This is a genomic window from Brevibacterium atlanticum (assembly GCF_011617245.1).
Taxonomy (GTDB): Bacteria; Actinomycetota; Actinomycetes; order Actinomycetales; family Brevibacteriaceae; genus Brevibacterium; species Brevibacterium atlanticum.
Genome location: NZ_CP050152.1, coordinates 396,303 through 421,000, shown reverse-complemented (window position 1 = coordinate 421,000; position 24,698 = coordinate 396,303). Strand labels below are relative to the sequence as shown.

General features: G+C 60.9%; 21 protein-coding genes. 11 read left to right on the top strand and 10 right to left on the bottom strand.

The window, feature by feature from the left end; genetic code table 11:
* Positions 1-58: 58 nt before the first annotated feature.
* Positions 59-985 (bottom strand): LysR substrate-binding domain-containing protein, encoded by a 927-nt coding sequence (locus GUY23_RS01870; RefSeq protein ID WP_166969223.1) that lies wholly within the window; start codon positions 983-985, stop codon positions 59-61.
* 131 nt (positions 986-1,116) lie between these two features.
* On the opposite strand from GUY23_RS01870, the gene GUY23_RS01865 reads away from it, so the two are divergent.
* The 5 genes from GUY23_RS01865 to GUY23_RS01845 all read left to right on the top strand — a co-directional run bounded on the left by GUY23_RS01865 (position 1,117) and on the right by GUY23_RS01845 (position 6,402).
* The gene (locus GUY23_RS01865) at positions 1,117-1,569 is read left to right on the top strand and encodes a RidA family protein (protein WP_166969221.1); all 453 of its coding nucleotides are present in this window, start codon (positions 1,117-1,119) and stop codon (positions 1,567-1,569) included.
* The gene (locus tag GUY23_RS01860) at positions 1,566-2,249 is read left to right on the top strand and encodes a DUF1028 domain-containing protein (RefSeq protein ID WP_166969219.1); all 684 of its coding nucleotides are present in this window, start codon (positions 1,566-1,568) and stop codon (positions 2,247-2,249) included. The genes GUY23_RS01865 and GUY23_RS01860 overlap by 4 nt, the downstream gene beginning before the upstream one ends.
* Positions 2,246-3,379, top strand: a complete 1,134-nt coding sequence (locus GUY23_RS01855; RefSeq protein WP_166969216.1) for a M20 family metallopeptidase — start codon at positions 2,246-2,248, stop codon at positions 3,377-3,379. Before GUY23_RS01860 ends, GUY23_RS01855 begins: the two co-directional genes overlap by 4 nt.
* Positions 3,380-3,444: 65 nt before the next feature.
* Entirely contained in the window at positions 3,445-4,806 is a 1,362-nt protein-coding gene (locus tag GUY23_RS01850; RefSeq protein ID WP_166969214.1) for an MFS transporter, read from the top strand.
* A gap of 75 nt (positions 4,807-4,881) precedes the next feature.
* Entirely contained in the window at positions 4,882-6,402 is a 1,521-nt protein-coding gene (locus GUY23_RS01845; protein ID WP_166969212.1) for an aldehyde dehydrogenase family protein, read from the top strand.
* A 112-nt stretch (positions 6,403-6,514) separates the two neighbouring features.
* On the opposite strand, the gene GUY23_RS01840 is transcribed toward GUY23_RS01845, so the two are convergent.
* From GUY23_RS01840 to GUY23_RS01815, 6 genes are all read right to left on the bottom strand, one after another.
* Positions 6,515-8,023 (bottom strand): tripartite tricarboxylate transporter permease, encoded by a 1,509-nt coding sequence (locus GUY23_RS01840; RefSeq protein ID WP_166969210.1) that lies wholly within the window; start codon positions 8,021-8,023, stop codon positions 6,515-6,517.
* Positions 8,024-8,045: 22 nt separating this feature from the next.
* A complete protein-coding gene (locus tag GUY23_RS01835) occupies positions 8,046-8,624 on the bottom strand; it encodes a tripartite tricarboxylate transporter TctB family protein (RefSeq protein WP_407647394.1) in 579 nt (192 codons plus the stop codon).
* The gene (locus tag GUY23_RS01830; RefSeq protein WP_166969206.1) at positions 8,624-9,607 is read right to left on the bottom strand and encodes a tripartite tricarboxylate transporter substrate binding protein; all 984 of its coding nucleotides are present in this window, start codon (positions 9,605-9,607) and stop codon (positions 8,624-8,626) included. The genes GUY23_RS01835 and GUY23_RS01830 overlap by 1 nt, the downstream gene beginning before the upstream one ends.
* Positions 9,604-11,451: a hydantoinase B/oxoprolinase family protein gene (locus GUY23_RS01825; RefSeq protein ID WP_166969204.1), complete on the bottom strand. Its 1,848-nt coding sequence runs from the start codon at positions 11,449-11,451 to the stop codon at positions 9,604-9,606. The genes GUY23_RS01830 and GUY23_RS01825 overlap by 4 nt, the downstream gene beginning before the upstream one ends.
* Entirely contained in the window at positions 11,448-13,484 is a 2,037-nt protein-coding gene (locus tag GUY23_RS01820; protein WP_166969202.1) for a hydantoinase/oxoprolinase family protein, read from the bottom strand. Before GUY23_RS01820 ends, GUY23_RS01825 begins: the two co-directional genes overlap by 4 nt.
* 104 nt (positions 13,485-13,588) lie before the next feature.
* Complete coding sequence (locus GUY23_RS01815; protein ID WP_166969200.1) at positions 13,589-14,731, bottom strand: FAD-dependent oxidoreductase; 1,143 nt, start codon at positions 14,729-14,731, stop codon at positions 13,589-13,591.
* Positions 14,732-14,916: 185 nt separating this feature from the next.
* Here GUY23_RS01815 and GUY23_RS01810 point away from each other — a divergent pair, with 185 nt between their 5' ends.
* Entirely contained in the window at positions 14,917-15,885 is a 969-nt protein-coding gene (locus GUY23_RS01810; protein WP_166969198.1) for a MurR/RpiR family transcriptional regulator, read from the top strand.
* Positions 15,882-17,039 carry an NAD(P)/FAD-dependent oxidoreductase gene (locus tag GUY23_RS01805; RefSeq protein WP_166969196.1) on the top strand — a complete coding sequence of 386 codons (1,158 nt, stop codon included), beginning with the start codon at positions 15,882-15,884 and terminating at the stop codon, positions 17,037-17,039. The genes GUY23_RS01810 and GUY23_RS01805 overlap by 4 nt, the downstream gene beginning before the upstream one ends.
* Before the next feature lie 299 nt (positions 17,040-17,338).
* Here the strand turns inward: GUY23_RS01805 and GUY23_RS01800 are convergent, their stop codons facing one another.
* A complete protein-coding gene (locus GUY23_RS01800) occupies positions 17,339-17,968 on the bottom strand; it encodes a TetR/AcrR family transcriptional regulator (RefSeq protein WP_166969194.1) in 630 nt (209 codons plus the stop codon).
* Positions 17,969-18,105: 137 nt separating this feature from the next.
* Here GUY23_RS01800 and GUY23_RS01795 point away from each other — a divergent pair, with 137 nt between their 5' ends.
* The 3 genes from GUY23_RS01795 to GUY23_RS01785 are packed head-to-tail and all read left to right on the top strand — an operon-like array spanning position 18,106 to position 22,272.
* Positions 18,106-19,662 (top strand): APC family permease, encoded by a 1,557-nt coding sequence (locus GUY23_RS01795; protein ID WP_166969192.1) that lies wholly within the window; start codon positions 18,106-18,108, stop codon positions 19,660-19,662.
* Positions 19,663-19,668: 6 nt separating this feature from the next.
* Positions 19,669-21,630 carry a primary-amine oxidase gene (locus tag GUY23_RS01790; protein ID WP_166969190.1) on the top strand — a complete coding sequence of 654 codons (1,962 nt, stop codon included), beginning with the start codon at positions 19,669-19,671 and terminating at the stop codon, positions 21,628-21,630.
* Between the two features lie 12 nt (positions 21,631-21,642).
* On the top strand, positions 21,643-22,272 hold the full coding sequence (locus tag GUY23_RS01785) for a hypothetical protein (RefSeq protein ID WP_166969188.1): 630 nt from the start codon (positions 21,643-21,645) through the stop codon (positions 22,270-22,272).
* A 9-nt stretch (positions 22,273-22,281) separates the two neighbouring features.
* Here GUY23_RS01785 and GUY23_RS01780 read toward each other — a convergent pair whose 3' ends face one another.
* Complete coding sequence (locus tag GUY23_RS01780; RefSeq protein WP_166969186.1) at positions 22,282-22,608, bottom strand: CHY zinc finger protein; 327 nt, start codon at positions 22,606-22,608, stop codon at positions 22,282-22,284.
* Positions 22,609-22,685: 77 nt separating this feature from the next.
* The gene (locus GUY23_RS01775) at positions 22,686-23,204 is read right to left on the bottom strand and encodes a MaoC/PaaZ C-terminal domain-containing protein (protein ID WP_208085438.1); all 519 of its coding nucleotides are present in this window, start codon (positions 23,202-23,204) and stop codon (positions 22,686-22,688) included.
* Between the two features lie 153 nt (positions 23,205-23,357).
* On the opposite strand from GUY23_RS01775, the gene GUY23_RS01770 reads away from it, so the two are divergent.
* A complete protein-coding gene (locus GUY23_RS01770; protein WP_208085437.1) occupies positions 23,358-24,695 on the top strand; it encodes an MFS transporter in 1,338 nt (445 codons plus the stop codon).
* The last annotated feature ends 3 nt before the right edge of the window (positions 24,696-24,698 follow it).

Sequence of the window (24,698 nt, the reverse complement as noted above, 5' to 3'; positions counted from 1 at the left end):
TATGAATAGATGCAGTACTCGTTTGTCGATCACTTAGGGGTATCTAACGGACATGCTCTCAGCCTGACTCGGGGGCCACCTCGGCGAGGATCTCGCGGACGACGTCAGACACGGCAGCGGCCTTCGCCGTCCGGCCGGATCGAGCCAGGGTGGACACGGCCACGTGCAGGGTGGGGACGGGATCAGAGATCTCGAGGATCGTCGTCCGCTCCCCCGTGTAGGTCTGCCGGATGCGCGGTCGCTGGTTGAGGATGGAGAACCCGAGGCCCATGGCGACCATCGAGCGCACGGTCTCGTAGCTCGAGCTCCGGTAACGCACATGCGGGGTGATGCCGGCCAGGCGCAGCATGTTGAGGAAGTACTCGCGGCTGTCGGGCAGGTCGAGGACGACGAAATCATCCTCGGCGAGCTCGCTCAGCGAGACCTTCTTCCGACGCGCCAGACGATGGTCGGTGCCGACGATGACGTGCGGCCGGGCCTCGCCGACGATCTCGGCGCGGATGCCGTCGGATTCGGTGAGGTCGTAGTTGAGCGCGAGTTCGACCCGACCGCTGCGCAGGGCGTCGATGCTCTCCTCATGGTCTCCCTCGACGACCTCGACGGTCAGGTCGGGGTGACGCTCGCCCAATCGCTGGAGCAGCTGCGGCAGCAGAAACGGTGCGATCGTCTGGAAGCAGGCGATGACGATGGTTCCGCGCACCTCACGCTGGCCGGCCTGGATCGAGTCGACGGCGTCGTTGATCCGCCCGAAGATCTCTCGGGTCTCATGGAGCAGGCTCTCACCGGCCGAGGTCAGCACGAGGCCCTTCGAGTGCTGACGCACGAACAGCGGAGCACCGAGGGCCTTCTCCAGCTGGTTGATCGCCGTCGACACAGCCGACTGGGCGATGTGCAGCTCCTGGCTGGCCTCGGTCATATTGAGCGTCTTCGCGCATTCGGCGAAGTAGGACAGCTGGGTGAGCGTGATCGCGAATCTCTGCACCATTGCGGCTCCCTGCGATGAAGAATCTGTTTTGTAGATGCTCTGACTAAATTATAACTATTTCACAGATGAATGGAATGTCTCGAGAATGGGTGGCAGACAACGACCGCTTGACTCGACGAGGAGACGCCGCCATGGCAGAGCCGACGCACACACGACTGAGAATGTTCAACACCAAGGACACCTATCCGGAGCAGAATCTCGACAACGATCTCTGCCAGGCTGTGGTCGCAGGCGGTGTCGTCTACCTGCGCGGACAGATCGGTCAGGACCTCGAGACCCGGGAGTCGGTGGGCATCGGCGATGTCACCGCGCAGGCGGAGAAGGCGATGGCGAATATCGCGATGCTCCTCGAGGAGGCCGGCAGCAGGCTCGCCGACATCGTCAAGGTCACCGTCTACATCATCGACCCCCGCTACCGTGAGGACGTCTACCGGACCATGGGCAAGTGGCTGAAGGGCGTCTTCCCTGTCTCGACGGGCATCGTCGTCCAGGCCCTGGCGCGCCCCGAATGGCTCGTCGAGATCGACGCCACCGCCGTCATCAGCGACACCGCCGAGGCGGGACGGACCGAGGTGGCCCAGTGACCTTCTCGCTCCTCCTCCACGATCCCGAGACCGGGGAGTTCGGCTCCGCGATCTCCTCGTCCTCACCGGCCGTCGCCGCCCGCTGTATCAGCCTGGCCGACGGCATCGGCGGGGTGAACTCCCAGAACATCACCGACCCTCGCCTCGGTCCGGCGATCATCGATGAGATGGCTTCGGGCAAGAATGCGCAGGCGGCTCTCGACGCCGTCGTCGCCGCTGCCGATCCGACCGCGATCGACTTTCGGCAGCTGCTCGTCATCGACGCGGCCGGCAACACCGCCGCACACTCGGGCGCGCAGGCCCTCGGCATCTTCGGTGCCCGCACCGAGACCAACGCCGTGGCCGGAGGCAATATGCTCGCCGACCTGACAGTTCTCGACGCCTTCGTCGAGACCGCACTGTCGGCCAACGGACGACTCGAGGAGCGCCTCTTCGCGGCCTTCGAAGCAGCCATGGCCGCCGGCGGGGAGGCCGGTCCCGTCCATTCGGCGGGCCTGTCCGTGGTCAACGGCTCCGGCTGGCGGGTCACGGATCTGCGCGTCGACTGGGCCGATGAGGATCCCATCGGGCAGCTGGGCCGCCTCCTCGACATCTGGATGCCGCAGCGCGACGACTACATCACCCGCGGCCTGAACCCGGCTGCCTCACCGTCCTACGGCGTGCCCGGGGACGATCGATGACCAGCGAACTCAAGCACCGCATCGCCGCCCGGGTCGCCGAGACGGCACCGCGGCTCATCGCACTGTCGAATTCTCTCCACGACGATCCGGAGCTCGGTTGGCAGGAGTTCCGCTCCTCGGCCGCCGTCGCTGAGGTATTGGCCGAGCACGGCTTCACCGTCGAGCAACCGTACCTCGGACTCGACACCGCGTTTCGCGCCACGTTCGGATCGGGTGAGCTCACCATCGGCTTCCTTGCCGAATACGATGCTCTGCCCGGTCTCGGCCACGCCTGCGGCCACAACCTCATCGCCGCGATGAGCGTCGGCGGGGCGATCGGCCTCGCCGAGGCGGCCGCGGATCTCGGCATCACCGTCGAGGTCATCGGCACCCCGGCCGAAGAGGGCGGTGGGGGCAAGATCGAACTGCTCGACCGCGGCGCCTTCACGGAACTCGACTTCGCTCTCATGGCCCATCCCGCTCCCGTCGACGTCGCCGAGGCCGAGCCCTTCGCCGTCACCCACTGGCATGTGGAGTACACGGGCCGGGCCGCACACGCGGCGGCCTACCCGGAACGTGGCATCAATGCCAACGACGCCTTCCTCATCGCGCAGGTGGCGCTGGGTCTGCTGCGTCAGCAGCTGCCGAAGACCGCTCGGGTGCACGGTGTGATGACGAACGGGGGCGAGGCCCCCAATGCCATTCCGGAAAAGACCGAAGGCCGCTGGTACGTCCGTGCCGAAACGACTGAAGAGCTACTCACACTCGAGCAGAAGGTCATCAACTGCTTCGAGGCCGGAGCCTTGGCTACCGGTGCAGAGCTTTCGATCACGCCGGAGAGCAAGCGGTATGCCGAGATGCGCACCGATGAGTCCGCGCTCGACTACTACCGTTCGAACGCCGTGGCGCTGGGGAGGGACTTCGATGTCGATCCGATCGCCGCGACGATGAACCGGGCATCGACCGACATGGGCAATGTCTCTCAGATCGTCGATGCCATTCACCCCTACATCGGCGTCGGCGGAGAGGCGAGCAACCATCAGGCCGCCTTTGCCGAATCGTGCATCGGTCCGCAGGCCGAACGCACTCTCATCGACGGGGCCACCGCACTGGCTTGGACCGCGGTCGACCTGCGCACTCAACGAACCTGAACGACGACTGTTTCGGCGCGGAACCGCCGCGCCGGCACGACCACGATTCCAAAGGAGGAATTGGCATGTCGGGTGACACTCCGAACGCCGAAGGACTGGCGTACAAGAAGGGACTGCAGAAAAGCGTGGTCGCCGGATCCATCGGCGTCCTGGTCCACTGGTTCGACTGGGCGGTCTATGCGTATATGGCCACCACCATCGCCGCGATCTTCTTCCCAGAGGAGGACAGCACCGCGGGGCTCCTCGCCACCTTCGCGGTCTTCGCCGTCTCGTTCCTCGTCCGGCCGATCGGCGCGATCATCTTCGGCCGCCTCGGCGACAAATTCGGACGCAAGCACACGCTGTCCCTGGTCATCCTCGCCATGGCGTTGTCGACACTCGTGCTCGGCGTACTCCCGACCTACTCGACCATCGGAGTGATCGCTCCGATCCTGCTCATCCTCACCCGGATCGTCCAGGGCCTCGCGGCCGGCGGAGAATTCGGCAGCGCTGCGGCCTTCCTCGGCGAATTCTCACCCCGGAAACGCCGTGGCTTCGGCTGCAGTTGGCTGGAATTCGGGTCCCTCCTCGGGTTCCTGCTGGCGAGCTTCGTCGTCTTCCTCCTCAACCAGGCGCTGACCCCGGACCAGGTCCTTGCCTGGGGCTGGCGGATTCCTTTCCTCATCACGGTTCCCCTGGGACTGATCGGCCTCTACATTCGACGCAAGATCGAGGACACCCCTGAGTTCGAGGCTCTGCAGAAGATGGAGACGGTCTCGGAGACACCGTTGCGCGAGGTCTTCAAGCGCAATCCCAAGCAGTTCCTGCAGACGTGCGGAATGGAGACGTTCATGAACGTCACCTTCTACGTCGTTCTGGTCTACCTGCTCACCTACCAAGAGACGGCGGTCGGCATCGATCCCGGTCGCGCCGCGCTGCTCTCTACACTGGCCTCTGCGTTGGGACTCGTCATCGTCCCCTTGGCCGGGATCGCATCAGATCGATTCGGCCGCAAACCCGTGCTCATGACCGCGGCGATCGCTCTCACGGTCCTCTCCGTTCCGCTGTTCATCCTCATGGGTGCCGACTACCCATGGGCATCATTCGTCTCGACGTTCGGCCTTGCCTTCATCCTGGCGATCATCCTCGGCACGCACGCTGCCACCGTGGTCGAGCTCTTCCCGACTCGGACCAGGCAGACCGGCCTGTCGATCGCGTACGCGCTGACGGCGGCGCTCTTCGCCGGCACCGCGCCCTACATTCTCACGTGGCTCATCGACGCCACCGGCAGCACTCTCAGCCCCGGATGGTTCCTCGCTGCGGTCGGCATCATCGGCATCGTCACCGTCGCCTCTCTGCCGGAGACCCGCGGCATCGACCTGCTCATGGCCGACGACCTCGAGGACGTTTCAGCGCAGACAGCACCACCGACCACGGCAGCTGACTGAGCCGCGTCGCCGGACTCCAGTCCGTTCAACGACCACTGACCATCCGCATCCGACACTCTTCGAAGGAGAGCTCCAATGACCGCTACTCTGACGGATACCACCACTCGACCGAGCACACTCGCTGACTGGCGTGCTGCCGCAGCCGCACTGACCATCGACGGCCGGCCCTTTATCGACGGGCACCGGGTCGACGCCCGTTCAGGCCAGACTCATGCGAAGACCAATCCCGCCACCGGTGAGGTGATTTCTCAGTTACACCTCGCTGACGGCAGCGACGTCGACGCTGCGGTGGCGAGCGCTCGCGCCGCATTCGACGCCGGCGATTGGTCGCGTGCTTCAGTTACTCATCGGCGTGAAGTCCTGTTGCGTCTTGCCGACCTCATCGAGGCACGCTCGGATGAGTTCGCGCTGTTGGACACTCTCGACATGGGCAAGCCGATTGGCGAGTCGTCAACGATCGATGCTCCGGGCGCGGCCGCTCTCTTTCGTTTCTACGGGGAGGCGATCGAGAAGCTCAGTGATGAGATCCCGGTGACTCCGACCGGTTCCACGGCTCTGGTCACGCGCGAGCCCTTGGGCGTCATCGGGGTCATCGTGCCGTGGAACTACCCTCTCGAAATCGCGACGTGGAAGATCGCGCCGGCGTTAGCTGCTGGCAATGCCCTCGTCGTCAAGCCGCCGGTCGAGGCTTCGCACTCGATCCTGCTCCTCGCCGAACTCGCCGTCGAGGCCGGCGTTCCTGCTGGCATCCTCCACGTCGTCCCGGGCCGCGGCTCGGTCGTCGGTGAGGCGCTTGGTCGTCATATGGATGTTGACATGCTCGGCTTCACCGGGTCCACCCAGGTGGCCAAACAGCTTCAGGTCTATGCCGGCGAATCGAATATGAAACGTTTGGCGCTCGAGGCCGGCGGAAAGAGCGCGAACTTCATCTTCGCCGATACTGAGGACCTCGGTGCGGCGGCGGAGAAGGCGGCGTTCGGGATCTTCTACAACCAGGGAGAGGTCTGCTCGGCTACCTCGCGGATCTTCGTCGAACGCGACGTCTACGAGGAGTTCCTCGACCTTTTCGCGGCCGCTGCCGATTCGTACCAGCCTGGTGATCCGCTCGATCCTGCCACGGCCATCGGGTCGCTCGTATCCGAGAAGCACGCCGACGAGGTGTGGGACTGCATCGAGCAGGCTCGTGCCGACGGGACGATCGTCAAGGGTGGCAACCGACCGGAGATCAATGGAATGAAGACGTTCGTCGATCCGACCATCGTCACCGACCTGCCGGCCGATCATCGCCTGCACGAGCACGAGGTGTTCGGGCCGGTCGCACTCGTCACTCCCTTCGACAGTGAAGAGGAAGCGATCGCGAAGGCGAATGAGACTCCCTACGGTCTTGCCGCGGCGCTGTGGACCGGAAGCATGTCACGTGCTCACCGAGTGTCCTCCCGGCTGACCGCGGGCACGGTCTCGGTCAACACCGTCGACGCCCTCGGCTTCACGACACCGTTCGGCGGGTTCAAACAGTCTGGGTTCGGCCGCGACCTGTCCGTTCACGCTCTTGAGAACTACACGGATCTCAAGACGACCTGGCTGCAGTGGGAGTGAGGTCACCTCTACTGGTAGACGCACTCACCACCCATGGAACGCCGGTCATGTCCAATCTTCCCTCGAACGGTCCCGGCCTTGCTGTCGCCAACAATTTGCCTCTCTCAAACCTCTATTGCACGTAACCTGCTACAGCTCGGCGCTGTTTGTCGCGTTTTGACCGCACAGCGCGATAGATGGACCACGCCACAGTTGCCAGGCTCACTACTGCGAACAGGATGAAGATCGGGCGTTCGAAGTAGAAGGTCGATGACATGGTGAAAGACTGGCGCATCGATTGCTGTAGCGACGGCCCTAGGATGAAGCCCATGACCAGTGGTGCAATCGGCAATTGAGCCCGATCAAAGAGCAACGCTAGGAAACCAAAAAGTGCGCAAACTCCGACGTCGAACATACTGTTGCGCTCGAGAAGAGCTCCAACAAGGCAGCAGACGATGACAATCGGAGCCATTATTGAAAAGGGCACCTTAGCGATCTTCGCCCAGAGCCCGACCAACGGCAGATTGAGAATAAGAAGGATCACGTTAGCGATAAGGAAGCTCGCGATGATGCCCGCCGTGAAGTCAGCCTTCTCAGTGAAAAGCGTGGGGCCCGGAACCAATCCGTAAACGAGAAGTGCCGCGAGAATGAGTGCCATCGATGGACCGGTGGGGATTCCCAGGCTGAACAAGGGAACGAATCCGCCCATGGCGGCACCGTTGTTCGCGGCTTCCGGACCTGCGATTCCCTCGATTGCTCCTCGCCCGAATTTCGAGGTCCCCCTGCGTTGGGCGCGATTGCGTTCCCAACTGTAATTAAGGAACGAGGTCACAGAAGGCAACATTCCCGGGATGAGGCCGAGGAAGAAGCCTTGCGCAGTTCCACGCACGGTTGGACCCACGCTTGCTCTACGCTCGTCGCGACTGGGAAGGAGACTTCCCACAGGTGCTACAGATGGAACCGGGTTCTTCTGGATCAGAGTTTTCAGAATCTCGCCAATGCCGAACAGTCCAATCATGACCGGAACAACGTTAAGCCCCTGAGCCAGGGTCCATGAGCCAAATGTCAATACCTGTGCCCCGGAGATTGCGTCGTAGCCGATCAAAGACAGCATGATTCCGAGTACAGCCATTCCTAGCCCCTTAGCAATCGAGCCAGAAACCAGCCCGGAGATTGCTGTGAGGCTGAAGAGCAGGAGACCAAACTGTTCCGGCGGCCCGAATGCCAAAGCGAAATGTGCGATGGTAGGGCCGATGATCATAACTCCGATGGTGCCCACGATCCCAGCAAAAAACGAGGATACTGCAGCAGTTGCCAAAGCCGCGCCGGCTCGACCTCGTTTCGTCATTGGATAGCCCTCCAGCGCGGAGGGAAGTGAAGAGACTTCTCCGGGGATATTGAGTAGGATCGCCGTCGTTGAGCCTCCATACATTCCGCCATAGTAGACAGCAGCGAGCATGAGGATCCCGGACACCGGGTCCAAGTATGTTGTCAATGGGAAGAGCACTGCAATAGCCGTCACTGGGCCGAGGCCAGGCAGCACTCCGAAGAACGTTCCTGCGAAGCATCCGAGGAACGCGACCAGAAGGTGCTCTGGTGTGAGGATTGTGGCGAATCCGCTGATGACGGTGTGTAAATCCATGCGATAGTTCCTCTCGAATGGGTCAGATCAGGTACCAGAGGGCACCGGTTGGCAGGATGACTCCGACAAGCTTGAAGAGAATGGCGAGCCCGGCTCCGACAGATATGGATGTGATGAGTGTCGTCCACCATGAGGTTCGACTCATCCAGCGCATAAATAGAAGGCAGAAGATTGCGGTCGCAGCTCCGAACCCAATCCACGGAATTGCTACCATCCAACCGACGAGTAACACCGCACTGAGCAACAGCAGGCGAGCAATTATCCGAGGAGAGTGCAGTGGGAGCTCGACTTGGAAGTGGTCTTCGACCTCACGGCCCGCAGCTTCCTCTTCGGCGATGATTGTTGTGGCAAGTTCTGACATCACTGATACGCGCCCACCGCGGAGATCTTCACGGAACCCAAGTCCGACCAGACCGAGGAGGATAATTCCGATGATTCCAATAAACCATCCGGCAGCAGCTTTCTCCCCAATGCCTCCAGCAGCACTGACGATCACCCCGCCATTGCCGACTGCAACAAGGGCAAAGAGCGCGATCAGAAGGTGGCCCCACCCGTCAGGTGACCGTAACAGTGAGCCCGTACGAGCTAATAACGTAGACATCACTCAACCGCTTCTTTCAGGTCCGCGAATGTCTTAGCTTCGTCATTTACCTGCTTTGTCAGCTCCTCACCAGTGTGCACTTCGACGGTCATCCCGATCTTCTCGAAGGACTCATTCAACTCGCCATTGTCGGCAAGCGTGTTCAGAGACTCACTGAGTTTATTGACGACTCCATCGGGCAAATCCGCAGGCCCGGAGAGCCCAACCCAGAAGGTGAGATTGAGTGAGTCGTATCCTTCATCAGCGGTCAGTGGTATTTCGGGAAAGTTTGGGTCCTCTGTCGTAATGGCCAGCGGTACGAGATCTCCGGAACTGTACAGAGAAGCGATTGCACTCGATCCGCCTACCGCCAGGTCGACGTCGCCGGCCGCTGCAGCTTGCATAGCATCTCCGGAACCGTCGAATGGCACCTTCACTACTTTCGAAGCATCGACATCGATAGCATCGAGAAACTGAAGGGTCGCATAGTCACTGGTTGTGGTACCACCAAGCCATGCGATATGGAAACCAGATGGGTTGTCCTGCGCTTTCTGCTCGAGTTCATCGAGGGAAGTGATGCCACTCTTCTTACCAACCGCGTAGGCGTGTGCGCCGGTTGCGACATCAGCGATGAATGTGCGGTCGTCCCAGGTGAACGGCAAGTCAGGCAACAGTGATTGGATAGACGATGAGCCTGCTCCATCGGCAAGCAGAGTGTAGCCATCCCTGGAGGAATTGAGCACTTTCCCTACAGCGGTGACTTGCTGCGCCCCAGTTTCATTGGTGGAATTAATCGGTTGCTTGAGATCACCGGAGAGAGCATCGGCCATCGCGCGCGCGCCGATGTCAGTGGCTCCACCTGATCCAAAGGGAAGAACAAGGTCGATGGCGTGAGTTGGAAAGTTGGCGTCGTCTCCGCCTCCGCCTCCTTTAAGGTCGCCAGCGCATCCGCCGAGTGAAAGGGCAACAATGAGTGCGGCAGCAAGAGTGAGCTTCTTTTTCATGATCCTGCACTTCTTTCTTCCGTAGCAGTGGTGGGCATATGTTCTGTCGAGTTTTTGCTGGAGGATGTTGCAGTGGCACGGGCTTGCTCGGTCTTGATGCGGTTGAGATTTCCAGATTCATCGACGATGACGCCGTAGATAGAAGCCGCTGCCTCCCGAGAGACTCTTCCATCAGCGATATCGATAAGGACCTTTTCAACGGGGCGTTGCAAGGGTGATCCGAAGCCGCCGGCTCCGGGACTCTGAATTCGCATGACGTCACCTTGAGCCAGCGCCACGCCGCTTACTCGTCCACCCGGGAGTACTTGCTCCTCAGTAGTGCCGGGGCGGACGGTGAAACGGCCGGCAGTTCCGTTGTGACCGCCTGCCATTCCTGTTGGAGGGAGGGACTGACGGTCGGCATGGGCGGAAAATTCCGCACCGTCGCCCAGGATTCGGATGTCTCGGCGGAGCGCAAGGCCCCCTCTATGCGCTCCCGCGCCACCGGAATCGGTAACGAGCTCGTAGGCGTCGACCATCAACGGGTACTCGCTTTCGAGGGATTCGATGGGCAGGTTCGATGAGTTAGTGATATGCACTTGAACTGCGTCGAGGCCATCCGCTTCCGGACGCGCGCCGGCGCCGCCGGCCACTACCTCTGGATAGACGTAGAAATCGCGACCGAGACCCGAGAAATTGACGTAGGTAATCGTCGAGTGGCTCCCGGCAGGGATCCTGTCAGGAAGAGCTTGGGCGAGAGCGGCGAACACGGCATCGACAACTCGCTGGCAGGTATCTGTCCTCGCTGCGACCGGGGCAGGCGGACGGGGGTTGAGAATGGTGCCTTCGGGGGCGTGAATCTTCACTGCGTCAAAGAATCCCCCGTTGGCAGGTATCCCTGGATCTAGTGCCGCCTTGAGCGCGTAGAACACTGTCGCTTCGAGAGCACTGCGAACGACGTTGACTGCGACGACTGCTTCCCGGCCGGTGCCAGTGAAATCGACGGATATATGTTCGCCGTCGATCGTCACAGAGGCAACGATTGGGATCCTGCCATCGCCTGGGCGGTCCTCGTCGAGCCAGTCCGTGGCCGTGTACACGCCATCTGGGACTTCGGCGACGGCGAGGGCCAGACGCTTCTCTGCGTAGTCGAGCAGAGAGGCACTTGCCGAAGCAACGACGCCAGTACCGTATTTGGCATGGAGTTCGAGGAGGCGCTGTGCACCGACGGCAGCTGCTGACTGCTGAGCAAGGAGGTCTCCGTAACGCTCCTCAGGCAACCGCGAGTTGAGGAGCACGAATGAGAGAACGTCGTTGATGACTTCGCCCTGGCTGACGACTTTTACCAATGGAATTCGCAAGCCCTCCATGAAAAGGCTGGTCGAGTCTCCAGAGTTACTTCCCGGCACATGTCCTCCGACGTCAGAGTGGTGTGCAATGTTGGCACTCCATCCAACGATCTCGTCTTCGACAAAGACTGGAGCCACCATTGTGATGTCGGGAAGGTGAGTGCCTCCGCCGTCGTAGGGGTCGTTCGTGATGAAGACGTCACCAGACTCGATGCGGATGTTTTCATATCCCGGAAGACGTCCGCTCAGGCGCCCTACCGCACCGGCCATCGAACCCATGTGGATGGGGATGTGTTCAGCTTGTGCGATGAGCCGACCGTTTGCGTCAAACAGCGCAGTCGAGCAGTCCGCTCTCTCTTTGATGTTCGTCGAGTAGCTTGCTCGTCTGAGAACGGTGCCTGCTTCTTCGGCAACGGAGAGAAGTGCGTTCCCAATGACTTGGACGGTGATCGGGTCGACTTGATCGGCACTGTTGGTGGTGTGATGTTTTGTCAGGGTGTCGTGATCGAGGCTCATTTTCCCACCTCCACGATGAGTGTTCCGTATGAGTCGACGAGTGCGTGGGATCCTGGTGGCAACAATGTAGTTGAGTCTTCCTGTTCGATGACGGCTGGGCCGTCGATGTGGTCTCCGGAACGTAGAAGTTCACGACGGTGGATTGTGGATGGGAGCTTTCCCTCTGGGAAGCGCACGTCGCGTGTAGCGATGATGGAGTCCCGGTCGGCGATCGTTCTGGTTGGTAGCGTTGTGGGTTCCAAAGGCTCGACGGGCTGAGACGCAATGACGGTGATGTTCACGACGCGCACTCCGGAACCTGCATGGGCGAACCCGTATGTTTTTCGGTGGATCTCGTGGAAGCGGTCGATGATGGACGGAATATCCGTATCCGTCAGTACCCCATCGCCGATGTCGACAGGGAGCTCGAAGTTTTGCCGCTGATAGCGCATATCAAGGACGAAGCGAGTTGATCGTTCCGCGGAGGGGACTCCTTCGCGAATGAACCATTCCTCTGCCGAAGTGCGAAGCCCAGCGATAACATCTTGCAATGGGGCAGCACTGTCCCCGAGATCGAGCAGACTCGACTGCCGGATCTCTGTGCGGACTTCGCTGACAAGCAGGCCGAGTGCGCACAACGTGCCGGGGTTGGGAGGGACAATCACAGTTCTCATGCCCACCTCTCGCGCGACTTCCACAGCGTGCAGTGGCCCAGCACCGCCATACGCAACGAGAGCAAGATCCCTAGGATCATCGCCGTTATCGACGCTGACTCCGCGTACCGCACGAGCCATGTGGGAGTTAGCTACGCGAATGACACCGAGGGCTGCTTCTTCAACGTCGATCGCGAGTGCTGTCCCGATCTCTTCCACGACACGTTCGGCCGCTTCAATATCGAGATGCAGTCCTTCTCCGATGACCTGGTCAGGGTCTTGTCGACTCAGCACGATATTCGCGTCGGTCACCGTCGCACGAGTTCCTCCATGACCATATGCCGCAGGTCCAGGACGAGCACCAGCACTGCGTGGCCCGACCTGCAGCGCACCCGCACCGTCGACCTGCGCAATCGAACCGCCGCCAGCGCCAACCGTGTGAACGTTGGCGCTTGGAGTACGGACAATGTATCCGTCAACGCTTCGTTCGGCAGTCACGAGGGCCTCACCGTCTCTGACGAGACAGACATCGGTGCTGGTTCCACCCATATCGAAAGTGACGAGCTCGGTGAAACCAGATCTCTCAGAGACCCAAGCAGCACCCAGCACCCCAGCGCTCGGCCCAGACAACAAGGTACTCACTGGACGGCGTACGATTGAGTCCGGAGAGACAATGCCACCGTTTGACTGGATGATCTTAGGCGGCACGGGAACCCCGAGTTCATTAGTGCGCTTCTCAAGCATCGAAACGTACCGGTCCATGCGAGGCCCGATAAACGCGTTGATGACTGTGGTCGAGAGTCGTTCGTACTCGCGGAACTCTGGTGCGACTTCGCTCGACCTAGTCACATAGCGATCGGGGAAGCGTTCAGCAATCGCTTCCGCGACCTCTATTTCGTGCGCGGGGTCACGGTAGCTGTGGAGGAAACAGACGGCTACTGCTGTGACGTCGATCTGGGCGAGTTTCTCCAGCAAAGTCGCGAGGTCGTCGGACTGAACGGGACGTAATTCTGTGCCATCCCCGAGCAGCCGTTCATCGATCTCAAAGACCCTGCTGCGCGGAACAAGGACGCGAGGCTTCTCAGCGAACAAGTCGTACAGGCTCGGTCTCTTCTGTCGTGCGATCTCTAAGACATCACGAAATCCACGGGTGACGACAAGAGCGGTGGGTGAACCATTCAGCTCGAGCAGAGTGTTCGTCGCAACTGTCGTTCCATGGCCGAGGTAGTCCACCTCGCCTGCCTGGCCACCGCTGCGTTCGAGGACGCCCGAGACTCCCTGGGCCAGCGCCACGGACTGGTCGTCGAGTGTGCTCGGAATTTTACCGATGTGAAATACACCCTGGTCATCCACGGCTGTGATGTCCGTGAACGTGCCGCCGATATCGACGCCTACTCGCATTCTTCTACTTCCTCTTCTCGCATTTCTGCGATTGTGTCTCTTCTGGTGATAACAGGTAATCGTGTGGAGCGGTTCTTACTGAGGCGAGTCGACCGGTGCCGAAGTCATGGTCCTCGGACAGCTTCGACTGCCGGTGTCCCTGGACTTCGGATCACGCCGTCAAGACTCAAGCTCGGTACTTCGCCTTGGATGAGCTCGACGAGGTGTTCTGCCAGTGCAGGCGCCAGTTTGAACGCTTGTCCAGAGCCGCCTGCCAAGAGCCAACGGTTCTTGGTATTTGCGACTCGGCCAAGCAGTATCCGGTAGTCCGGTGTGTAGCTCTCCACATAGGCGGCGGAGGCCGTTCTCCTGCCTAACCCGGTCAGCGTCCTCTTGAGGCCATCGACGAGCTCGTCGAAATCGGAGGGAAGGTTGATTTCGCGCATCTCCGGCTGCGGCACCACTTGCTTCGGAGAATGGAGGTTGACCTTGATTCCGTTCGCATCAACCTGAGGAAAGAACGAGTAGCGCACGTTGCCCGTTCGCCGCAGGCCGACCGGAAACTGTGTGGGCCCGTATTCGAAATCGTTCGGTGTCGAAAACCAATGGAGAATTGCGCGGCGAAGTTCAACGGCATTGGTGAACTCTGGAACAAAACGACCGGACCATGCGCCCGCGGTGACGACGATCTGGCGGGAACGGAGTTCTTCTCCGTTGCCCAAGGTGATCATGCTGCCTCGCGAGCTTTCCTTGATAGCAGCGACTGGAGAATGGAATCGCAGGGTTGCTCCGAGCGCTTCGGCATCTGCTCTGACTCGGGCGGTGATTGCTGGTGGAATGAGTAGGGAGCCAGCAGGATCGTAGAGCGCGATATCACCGGGCACCAGGTGATGCATCGGCCAGCGCGTTGACATGGCGGAGGCATCAAGTAGCTCGTGAGGCAGATTGCAGCTTTGTGCGGCAGTCACAGCCTTCGCTATTTCGGGGTCTGCAGCGTTCCCGATCATCAACGCGCCGGTCTCGAAACGTGTCTCCGGATAGCGGGAGCTGAGGCTGTTCCAGAAGGTCAGAGAGCGCTGCAGAGCCGGAACATAGTCGGTGCCGAACGTGTATGCCAACCGAAATATTCGAGTACGGCCACCGGTTGCTGAATGCTCGTGATCTCCAGACCCTGAATCCAGGCCGACGACGTCGAGGCCTTTTCGTGCAGCTGCAAGAGCGACATGGGTACCTAGAGCACCAAGACCGACTACTGCCAGGTCATGCATGGTTGTACCCCTTAGCTTATCGACGACATCGGCGACTCCAATATCGTTTATACTACATACCAATATAGCTGTGTAGTGTTTCCGTCATGTCTCGTGGATCCGCCGCTTTCTTTCCTTGAAGCATCCGGGCACGATTGAGCACAGCGGCGGCTAGCAGTAGACGCCAGATCAGGAGAAGGAGTGCTGTGGCTGAAGATGACACCAGCGACGAGACCTTGTTCGAACGCGCAACCCGAGTGGGGCCGCGCTTACGCGGCACACTGGCGGATATCGCATCGTATTTCGCTCGCCACCCGGATCAGGTGGCCACATCGAGTGCGAAAGATATCGCGAAGGTGATCGGGACGAGCGATGCCAGCGTGATCCGCGCTGCACGTGCTCTCGGATATCGCGGGATGAAGGAAGTCCGGAAGGCGGCGATGTCGCTCGTGGCCAGCAGAGCCGACCCGGGAGCTGTCATTCATCGGCGGATGCACTCGACCACTGCCGGCAGCCACCTTCGCACAGTTATCGACGACACCGCTGTCGCAGTTGAACAGTTTCGTGAAACGATTAGTGATACCGAGTGGAACGCAATCGTCCAGTCTGTCGCAGATTCCGACCATGTCGCCTGTTACGGCCTGTCGCCAACTGGCTTCATCGCGGACTATCTGGCTTTCTTCCTTTCCAGAGTCGGACTATCTGCCGATTCGTCGCGCGCATCCGGCGTACTTCTTGCGGATGAACTCGTCCAGTTAGCTCCCGGAACTGTGCTCATCGTGTTTGCGCCAATTCGGGAATTCGACGAAATCACGGTCGCTTGCCAGCATGCCCGAAAGCTCGGCCTCACCGTGATACTCATTACGGAGGCCATCGGAATGCCGATCCGGGAGACGGCCGATCATGTAATTACGACCTCTCCGACATCACTGTCTTCAGCAAGCGACGCATCAATTCCGCTACTCGTCTCCCAAGCCCTCGTCAACGCAGTAGCAGCCCAGAATCCCGAACGCGCTCTCGAGCGCATGGAGGGACTTAACCAGCTCAGGACGGCTATCTCGGGCCAAGACATTCTGCTGACCGCCGAGAAGGTCGGCCTCACTCACCCCGGCTCCAAATCAGCACCATCCAACACGACTAGCAACAAAGACTCGGAAGGCATTTCTCACTCATGACAAGTCAGTTAGAGCAGTCGGTAATTGTCATCGGCGCCGGAATTATCGGAGTCAGCCTCGCAGATGCGCTCGTCAAGCGCGGGCAGACGGTAGAGCTGCTGGACTTCGACGAGCCTGCAAGTGGCACTTCAGCGGTGAGCTATGGGTGGATCAACAGTCACAGAAAACATCCTCTTGCTTACCACCGACTGAATGTCGAAGGTCTGCGCAGATGGCAGGAAATCGCTCAAGACGACCCCCAATCGGTAACATTCGCTGGCCATGTGGAATTTGCAGACGATGAAGAACACCGACAGACCCTGACCGAGCGGGTCGAACGTCTCATCTCGCTTGGCTACCCCGCCGCGTGGATAGATTCAACCGAGGCAGAGGAACTGACAGGGCTTCAAGTACCAGCCTCTGCCATTGCGGCGGTCTTCGAGGCAGAGGGTCACGCCTTCCCAGTCACAAGAACGCGCACGCTCTTGGACGGCCTGGTTAAGAACGAGCGATTCTCGATGCATAAGTGCCGCGCCACTAGCGTTCGGGAAACTTCGGACGGCGTCACTGTAGTGACGGGCCAAGGTAACATTAACGGGCGAGTAGCGGTAGTGGCCGCTGGCAATGGAAGTGAGCACCTAGTTGAGTCTGCAGGTGGAAGACTTCCGCTGGTACCAGCAGTTGTCAATGGCTCAGCGTACGGCTACCTTGCTCGTGTCGAAGCCCCCGGACACCCTGTTCAAGGGCTCGTCACGACCGATAGATTGAATCTCCGACCAGAAAATGACGAGCGCCTATTGGTGCAAGCCCTTGATCTCGATTCGTCCGCGGATCAACATCAAGAACCCGGCAAAACAGTGGTCGAAGAGTTTTCCGCCCGCGTCTCGAAACTTTTCCCCGATCTTGAAACACAGGTTGTAGACATACGCGTCGGCCATCGCGTGATTCCGGCAGATGGCCTACCCGCTGTCGGTCGAATCCGTCCCAACTCAGCCATTTTTGCTGCGGTCGCACACAGCGGAATAGTCCTCTCTCCATTGCTAGCCGAAATCCTGTCTGAGGAAATTCTGGGCGGAGAACCGAATAGCCTACTCAAACTTTTCCAGCCATCCCGATTCCTTGACAATGCACAGCGGGAATCAGTTGCCGCTCCAAGACGCCCCGGCGAACAGTAGAATCCTGAATCAGACTATTTGCTATTTGACTTAAGGTATATTCATGCTTTCGCGTATTACGCTATACGGCCACCCGCGCGCTTTTATTGATTTTCGGAGATAACAAGTATACCGAAACAGTTTTCTCAACAAAAGATCGCGCCACGCACTCCACCCGCGAATATAGTATAGCCGTTTGCCCCATTTTATTGATTGACGAAGCAATGCCAGAGGGCGCCTAACAGCACGAACATCACGGTGAGCCAAGCCCGGGCACTACCGCTTACGCACACCTGCCAACTAACAACGAAGACAATCGCTCATCCGAGTGATCTCCGGGCCGTCGAAGAATACAAGCGGCGGCACCCCGTCAGCGCCTCGGCGTTGGCGACGATCAGTTCGTAGATCGCCTCCGTGTCGAGCGGAGTTCCTCCCATGAAATGCAGGGCGTAAGCGTCCTCCAACGCCACAAGGTTCTTTGCCGCAGTCTCCTCCGACACAGCCATTGCAAAGTCCGCAGTTTCAACCCCCTCACTGAGGATCGAGTGATAGAGCGAGACCTCGAGTCGAAAGAGTTCCGCCATGAGTTCAGCATGGAACCCGTCTCTATAGGCGTGCGTATGGAGTTCGCCCAGAACCTGGAAATCGATGTCCTCTCGTGAGACTGGGATCCCACTGTGGATCATGTTCGTCAGTTTCACCCGCGGGTCGTCGCCTTCGCACGACTGCTGCTGTCGACTCCAATAGAAGCGAGAGACCGCGTCCTGGTGCACCTCGCGCACGAGCTCGCTGAGGTCAGGGTAGTAATACGCCACCGACCCCGCGCCCAGCTCGGAATACGCGGCGACATCGATCGCGCGGAGACCGGTGATGCCGCGCGCAGCAATCGCCTCCTTCGCCGCCTGCACCATCTGTGCGCGGCGATTCGTCTGATTCTTCGGTCGGGCCATAACCCCATTATCTCCAGAAGTGATCTAGGCAAGCGCCGATCGGTATGGCCGTGCCCCTGTTGCCGACCGGTGTTTCGTGCAATTCTTTACGGTGTAACTCAAAGAACTCCATCGGACGCCCACTCACAAGGAGGTGGATGGTGTCTTCCCTCGAACGCACGACCGCATACGCGGACGAACAGAAGCAGCATCTGAAGAAATCGCTCGGCCGATTCGACATCGTGCTCATCGTCATGTCGGCGGTATTGAGCATCGAAGTCCTCGCCGAGACCGCGGGATTCGGAGCGGAGACCTTCACCTGGACACTCGTCCTCGCGATCTTCTTCCTCGTGCCCTACGCGCTCGTCTTCGCCGAGACCGGCAGCACCTTCGTCGGTGAGGGCGGAGCCTATATCTGGGTCCGCCAGGCCTTCGGGCGGCCCGCAGGTGCGATCGCCTCGATACTCAGTTGGGTCACTCAGCCAGTGTGGGTCGGCGGTTCGATGGCGTTCCTCGCCACCGGCACCTGGAACCAGTTCATCAGCCCGCTCGAGGCCGGATCGATCGGCGACTGGATCTTCAAGATCGTCTTCATCTGGATCACGGTGATCGCGGCGATTCTGTCGTTGGCGAAGGCGAAGTGGCTGCCCACGCTCGGCGGCGTGCTCAAGGTCATCTTCATCGCGTTCTTCCTCTTCACCACGATCATCTACGCCGCCCAGCACGGAGTTCAGCCCCTCCACCTCTCGGACTTCAGTCCCAGCCTCGGCGGCTTCCTCGGGCTTGTGCCGCTCCTGCTCTTCTCCTACCTAGGGTTCGAGGCCTCGAACAGCGCGTCGGACGAAATGAAGAACCCGAAGAAGGACATCCCCGTCGCCATCGCACGTTCCGGTTTCATCTCCGCGCTCTGCTATCTCCTGCCGGTCCTCGCCATGCTGCTCGTGTTGCCGACCGAGACGATCACCGGCATCGGCGGGCTCCTCGACGCCGTGCAGACGGTGTTCACCGTCTACGGCCCCGCTGCCGAGGTCATGGTCGTGCTCGCGGCGCTGATGTTCGTCATCATCCTCGCCTCTCAAGGCGCGGCGTGGATGATCATGAGCGATCGGATGCAGGCACTGACCGCGGCCGACGGCGCCTTCTTCGGAGGCTTCTTCGGCAAGATCTCGCGCACCCTCGGCACCCCGGTCAACGTCAACCTCCTCTCCGGGACCGTCGCCACGGTGTTCCTCATCGCGGCCATGCAGCTCAGCGGTGACGCCGGTGCACTGTTCGGGGTCGTCCTCTCGATCTCCATCTCGACGTTCCTGCTCAGCTACTTGCTCATCATTCCCGCGGCCATCAAGTTGCGCTGGAAGCATCCCGGCATCGAACGCCCCTTCCGGGTGCCCGTCGGCAATGTCGGGCTCACCATCCTCGGCGGCATCGCCTTCCTCTGGATCCTGCTCGGATCCTGGGTCGCGATCTTCCCCGGCACGCTCGATCGGCTCTTCGGACAGGAGTACAACTTCCTCGACGAATGGGGCGTCGATCAGGGACCGTTCACGGCCCTCACTCTCGGCACCCTCGGCGCCCTCGCCGCACTGGCTCTCATCGGATACGTCCGCGGACACCGGGTCCGCGTCTTCCGCCCTACCCCGACCGATCCTCAGGATCTGCTCGACGACCTCGACCCCGCTCTCGACAGCAAACTCGATACACAGAAAGGCATGTGAAGACTCATGACTGCACCGACAACGACTGCCGTCGGCACTTCGACTGCACATCCCCTCGACCGCCTGACCGGTGAGGAGATCGAGCTCAACCGGGCCATCATCGTCGATGCCGGCCACGTGAGCGAACAGACGCTGTTCGCGCTCGTCAGCCTCGTCGAACCGGATAAGCGCGAGGTCATCGCAGGTGCCACCGACCTCGACCGTCGCGTGCGCTCGCTCATCATCGAGCGCAGCACCGGGGAGCAGACGGAGCTCCTCGTCTCGCTGACTGAGCGCAAGGTGCTGTTCGCCCGTGTGCTCGATGTCGCGGCCGAGGGTCAGGCTCCGATCACGATGACCGAGTACGAAGAGGCCGAGCAGATGATCCGCAACGACGCGACGTGGCGGGCGGCCGTCGCAGCTCGCGGCATCACCGATGTCGAGACCGTACGCATCTGCGCGCTCTCAGCCGGATGCTTCGACATTCCCGGAGAGGCGGGCCGCCGCCTCGTGCGCGGTTCGTCCTTCATTCAGTCGGACCCGCAGGACAATGCGTGGGCGCATCCGCTCGAGGGGCTCGTGGCCTATCTCGACCTCAACACCGGTGAGGTCGTCGAGGTCGTCGATACCGACATCGTGCCCGTGCCCCAGGAGCGCTTCGACTATCACCTCGATTCCTGGCTTCCCGAGCCGCGGACGACGCAGAAGCCGATCGAGATCACCCAGTCCGAGGGCGCGAGCTTCACCCTCGACGGCGATGTCCTCGAATGGGAGAAGTGGCAGGTCCGACTCGGCTTCGATCCGGTCGAAGGGCTTGTGCTCCATCAGATCAGCTTCGATGACGAGGGCGAGCGCCGCCCCATCGTCTACCGCGCCTCGGTGGCGGAGATGGTCGTTCCCTACGGCGATCCCAGCCCGGTGCGCTTCTGGCAGAACTACTTCGACGCCGGCGAGTATTCGATGGGCAAGAACACGAATTCGCTCGAACTCGGCTGCGACTGCCTCGGCGAGATCCACTACTCGGACGCGGTGCTCGCCGATGATCAGGGGCATGCGCACACGATCACGAACGCCATCTGCATCCACGAAGAGGATGCAGGCATTCTGTTCAAGCACACCGACGAATTCACCGGCGCCGTCGATGTGCGCCGCAATCGCCGCCTCGTCATCTCCTTCTTCATCACCGTCGGTAACTACGACTACGGCTTCTACTGGTACCTCTACCTCGACGGCACGATCGAGCTCGAGTGCAAGGCCACAGGCATCGTCTACACGGCCGCGTACGGTGACGAGGCTCAGCGGCAGCGCTGGTCGTCTCCCCTCGGCGACGAGGGACTGGGCATGCCCTTCCACCAGCACATGTTCTGCGCCCGCCTCGACATGCAGGTCGACGGCATCGACAACGCTGTTGACGAGCAGGAAGCTGTCCGCGTGCCCTTCGGTGAGGACAACCCCTACGGCAACGCGTTCACTCGCAAGCTGACCCGGCTCACTGCCGAGGGCGGACGGACAGCCGACGGTGAGGCCGGGCGGGTCTGGCACATCGTCAATCCGGAGAAGAACAACCGGCACGGGTTCCCCGTGGGCTATGAGCTGCGCGTGCCCGATGAGCCGACGATGATGGCGGCCGAGGGTTCGTCGATTTCGAAGCGGGCCGGTTTCGGGTCGAAGCACATGTGGCTGACCCACTTCGATGCGGACGAGCGGTTCCCCTCGGGCACCTATCCGAATCAGAACCCGGGTGCCGGTACCATTACGCAGTGGGTCGAGCAGCAGCGCCCGGTCGACGGCGACGACATCGTCGTGTGGGCGTCGTTCGCGATGACGCACTTCCCCCGTCCCGAGGACTGGCCGATCATGCCGGTCGACCGCCTCGGCTTCACAATGAAGCCCTATGGCTTCTTCGACCGGAATCCCGCGCTCGATGTGCCGCGCCCGAAGTCGGGCCACTGCGGCACCGAGGCGGGCCACTCCTGTGAGTGCGACTGACGGGCCTGAACGATGAGCAGCCTCGCCTCTTTCCTCATGGTCGCTTCGGGGATCCTGTGCCTGACCGGGACCGTCGCGTCGAAGAGTCGGCCGACCATCGTCGCCGCAGCGGTGATGGTCTTCGCCATGGTCGATTTGGCCTACACCGACCACGTCCCGGCAGTCGTCTGGTCGGGGGCGCTGCTCCTCGCCGGGATCTGCTTGGCAGTGTTCCTGCGATCGTCGTCCAGGGTTCCCTCGCCGAGGCGGTCCCCCGCTCTCGTCGCGAGTGGCCCGGGGGGCGAGCCGGAGTCGGAGGCCGACCGCGGGCTTCGGTCATCGGCTGTGCCTGAACGGAGCGGTTCCGGGGCGTCGCACCCGGGACCGACTGCTGCGATCCTCTCCGCCATCACCTATCCGGTCATGGCGTGGCAGGTCCTCAACCATGGGGCACACATGAGCGGTTCGACGCATGCCGGCGGTCACGGTCATCATGCCGGCGACATGTCGCTCATCAGTACCTTCCTGACGGTGGCTGTCGTCGTCCTCGCCATGCTCTTGGTGATCTGCGCCGTCCATGACATCGTCCGCAGGCGCCCGCTAGTTTCTCTAGACTGTTGGGGGATGGCAGCAATGATCGTGGTGATGCAGTTCCTGCACTGACCGGATTCGTCACTGACCGGCGAAATAGTAGTCCGAATGCGCCGCGCAGCGGGGGTTGAATGCGGACCCGCAGGTCGGGCAGTCGTCGGTTGCGTTGTAGGCAGTGATCGTCAGTTCGCTCCAGCAGTTCCCACAGATGATCGCCGGCTCGTCCCATCGATCGCGCGGCCACTGTTGAGCGGGATGATCCGCAGTCTCGGAGTGGCACAAATGGCAGGGGTAGTAGCGGCCGCAGCAGGCGAAGCGGATGGCGATGATGTCGAGTTCGGTCGCGTAGTGGACGCACCTGGTGTGCTCATCGACGGTCTTGCCGAAGACCTCAGGTGACCGCGTCATCGTTGCCTCGCCTTCTCGATCGAGCCTCACACGGGCGGCTCCCGGTTCGCCTCCAGATTAGCGCCCGACGCGACCGATCACCTGTCTCGCTCCAGTTTGATGAGCATCCCACTCTTACCTCTCTGCACGATCTCGCCGTTCTGGTTGAACAGGGTGAAGACCCGCGAAACTATCCCCTTGTCACCCGCCGACACAACGCGGCAGCCGACGATCTCCATTTCCATCGTCACGGTATCGCCGCAGCACAGAGGTCGCACGAACGCCCAGTCGCCGATGTCGGTCATCGCGATCGCCGAGGTGCCGAACCATCCGGCTCGATCCATCAGACCAGTGACGACCGCGATGCCCAGAGCACCATGGAGCAACCGCTCGCCGCCTTGCGCCTCCATGTGGGTCGCGTCCGCGTGCACTTGGTTCCAGTCACCCGAGAGCATCGAGAACATCGTCAGATCCGCCTCGGTCAGGGTACGGGACGATGAACGGTAGACCTGACCGACTTCCATATCCTCGTAGTACAGGCTGTGATCAGTCCGAACGACAGGGCGCTTCTGAATCGCCTCAGCATTCCCCGCAGTCATCATCTGCACCTCTTCCATTGCCATTCGCTGTTGAGTGCTGTCATACTACCACTGAAGAACGATCGTTCTTCCTTACTCAAAGGAGAGTGTGCAATGACTTCTACTCCCTCGACGCGGCCGGACAGCCCTGGATCATCACCGGCGCCGCCACACACCCACAACGATGGGAAGATGACCAAGCTCGCAAGCGCTTCGGTACTTGCCACTGCTCTTGAGTGGTTCGACTTCCTGATCTACTCGACGGCATCTGCGCTGGTCTTCGGGCATCTGTTCTTCCCCTCCCTCGAAGGAGCTTTAGGCACGATCGCTTCGTTCGGCACGCTTGCTGTCGGGTTCATCGCGCGCCCGCTCGGCGGCATCGTCGCGGGCATCCTCGGCGATCGATTCGGACGCAAGGGGCCACTGGTGGCTTCGATGGTCATCATGGGCGTGTCGACAACTGCCATCGGGCTGCTGCCCGGATACGACACCATCGGCATCTGGGCACCGATTCTGCTGATCACGGCCCGGTTGGTTCAGGGACTGGGCGTCGGCGCCCAGTGGGGCGGTGCGGCATTGTTGCTGACTGAGCACTCTCCGGTCGCCCGGCGAGGTTTCTACGGTTCGCTCGTCCAGCTGGGGGCGGTTGCCGGCATCATCATCGGAAATGCCTTCTTCCTCGGCATCCTCCTCTTCGTCGATGAGACTGCGTTCGCGGCGTGGGGTTGGCGAGTACCGTTCCTGTCCGGGATTCTCCTTGTCGCCGTCGGAGTGTTCGTTCAGCTCCGCATCGAAGAAACCCCGGTGTTCAAGTCGATGCAGGCGAAAGCAGCAGCGAAGAGCACGGCCTCGAACATGCCGAAGGTCCCCATCCTCCAGGCGATCCGCATCTACTGGAAGGAGATCCTGCAGGCGGCCGGTGCTTTCTTCGTCGTCAACGGCACATTCTACATCCTCATCTCCGGAATGCTGTCATACGGCACCGCGAATGTCGGTCTGTCACAGACGACCATGATCCTCGTGGTCTGCATCGCCGTCGCCACGCAGATCGTGACGATTCCGTTCTTCGGCGCCAGGTCCGACCGCCGGGGGCGACGCAGAATCTTCCTCACCGGAACCGTGCTGATGGGAGTATGGGCGTTCCCGTTCTTCTGGCTCGTCGACACCGGAAATCCAGTGCTCGTGACGCTGGCTCTCATCGTCGCCCTGACTTTCCACTCGATGATGTACGGCCCGCAGGCAGCCTTGTTTGCCGAGATGTCCCCCGCAGATGTCCGCTACTTCGGGGCGTCATTGGGCTATCAGATCGCCAGTGTGCTTGCCGGCGGACTCGCTCCGATGATCATGCTCTCGCTCATCGAGGCGACCGGGACTTCGGCCAGCGTGGCCGGCTACATCATCGCCATGGCCGTGATCACGTTCATCTCGGTGTTCACGATCAAAGAGAGATTTCAAGCGGACCTGCACGAGACCTCGGCAGACGTCGAGCAGCGCACCGAACGCGAACAGGCGTCGCATGCGTCCTCGTAATGT

Coding starts and splice junctions, on each gene's coding strand:
- GUY23_RS01870 (WP_166969223.1), bottom strand. CDS start 985: ATGGTGCAGAGATTCGCGATCACGCTCACCCAGCTGTCCTACTTCGCC.
- GUY23_RS01865 (WP_166969221.1), top strand. CDS start 1,117: ATGGCAGAGCCGACGCACACACGACTGAGAATGTTCAACACCAAGGAC.
- GUY23_RS01855 (WP_166969216.1), top strand. CDS start 2,246: ATGACCAGCGAACTCAAGCACCGCATCGCCGCCCGGGTCGCCGAGACG.
- GUY23_RS01850 (WP_166969214.1), top strand. CDS start 3,445: ATGTCGGGTGACACTCCGAACGCCGAAGGACTGGCGTACAAGAAGGGA.
- GUY23_RS01845 (WP_166969212.1), top strand. CDS start 4,882: ATGACCGCTACTCTGACGGATACCACCACTCGACCGAGCACACTCGCT.
- GUY23_RS01840 (WP_166969210.1), bottom strand. CDS start 8,023: ATGGATTTACACACCGTCATCAGCGGATTCGCCACAATCCTCACACCA.
- GUY23_RS01835 (WP_407647394.1), bottom strand. CDS start 8,624: ATGTCTACGTTATTAGCTCGTACGGGCTCACTGTTACGGTCACCTGAC.
- GUY23_RS01830 (WP_166969206.1), bottom strand. CDS start 9,607: ATGAAAAAGAAGCTCACTCTTGCTGCCGCACTCATTGTTGCCCTTTCA.
- GUY23_RS01825 (WP_166969204.1), bottom strand. CDS start 11,451: ATGAGCCTCGATCACGACACCCTGACAAAACATCACACCACCAACAGT.
- GUY23_RS01820 (WP_166969202.1), bottom strand. CDS start 13,484: ATGCGAGTAGGCGTCGATATCGGCGGCACGTTCACGGACATCACAGCC.
- GUY23_RS01815 (WP_166969200.1), bottom strand. CDS start 14,731: ATGCATGACCTGGCAGTAGTCGGTCTTGGTGCTCTAGGTACCCATGTC.
- GUY23_RS01805 (WP_166969196.1), top strand. CDS start 15,882: ATGACAAGTCAGTTAGAGCAGTCGGTAATTGTCATCGGCGCCGGAATT.
- GUY23_RS01800 (WP_166969194.1), bottom strand. CDS start 17,968: ATGGCCCGACCGAAGAATCAGACGAATCGCCGCGCACAGATGGTGCAG.
- GUY23_RS01795 (WP_166969192.1), top strand. CDS start 18,106: ATGGTGTCTTCCCTCGAACGCACGACCGCATACGCGGACGAACAGAAG.
- GUY23_RS01790 (WP_166969190.1), top strand. CDS start 19,669: ATGACTGCACCGACAACGACTGCCGTCGGCACTTCGACTGCACATCCC.
- GUY23_RS01785 (WP_166969188.1), top strand. CDS start 21,643: ATGAGCAGCCTCGCCTCTTTCCTCATGGTCGCTTCGGGGATCCTGTGC.
- GUY23_RS01780 (WP_166969186.1), bottom strand. CDS start 22,608: ATGACGCGGTCACCTGAGGTCTTCGGCAAGACCGTCGATGAGCACACC.
- GUY23_RS01775 (WP_208085438.1), bottom strand. CDS start 23,204: ATGGAAGAGGTGCAGATGATGACTGCGGGGAATGCTGAGGCGATTCAG.
- GUY23_RS01770 (WP_208085437.1), top strand. CDS start 23,358: ATGACCAAGCTCGCAAGCGCTTCGGTACTTGCCACTGCTCTTGAGTGG.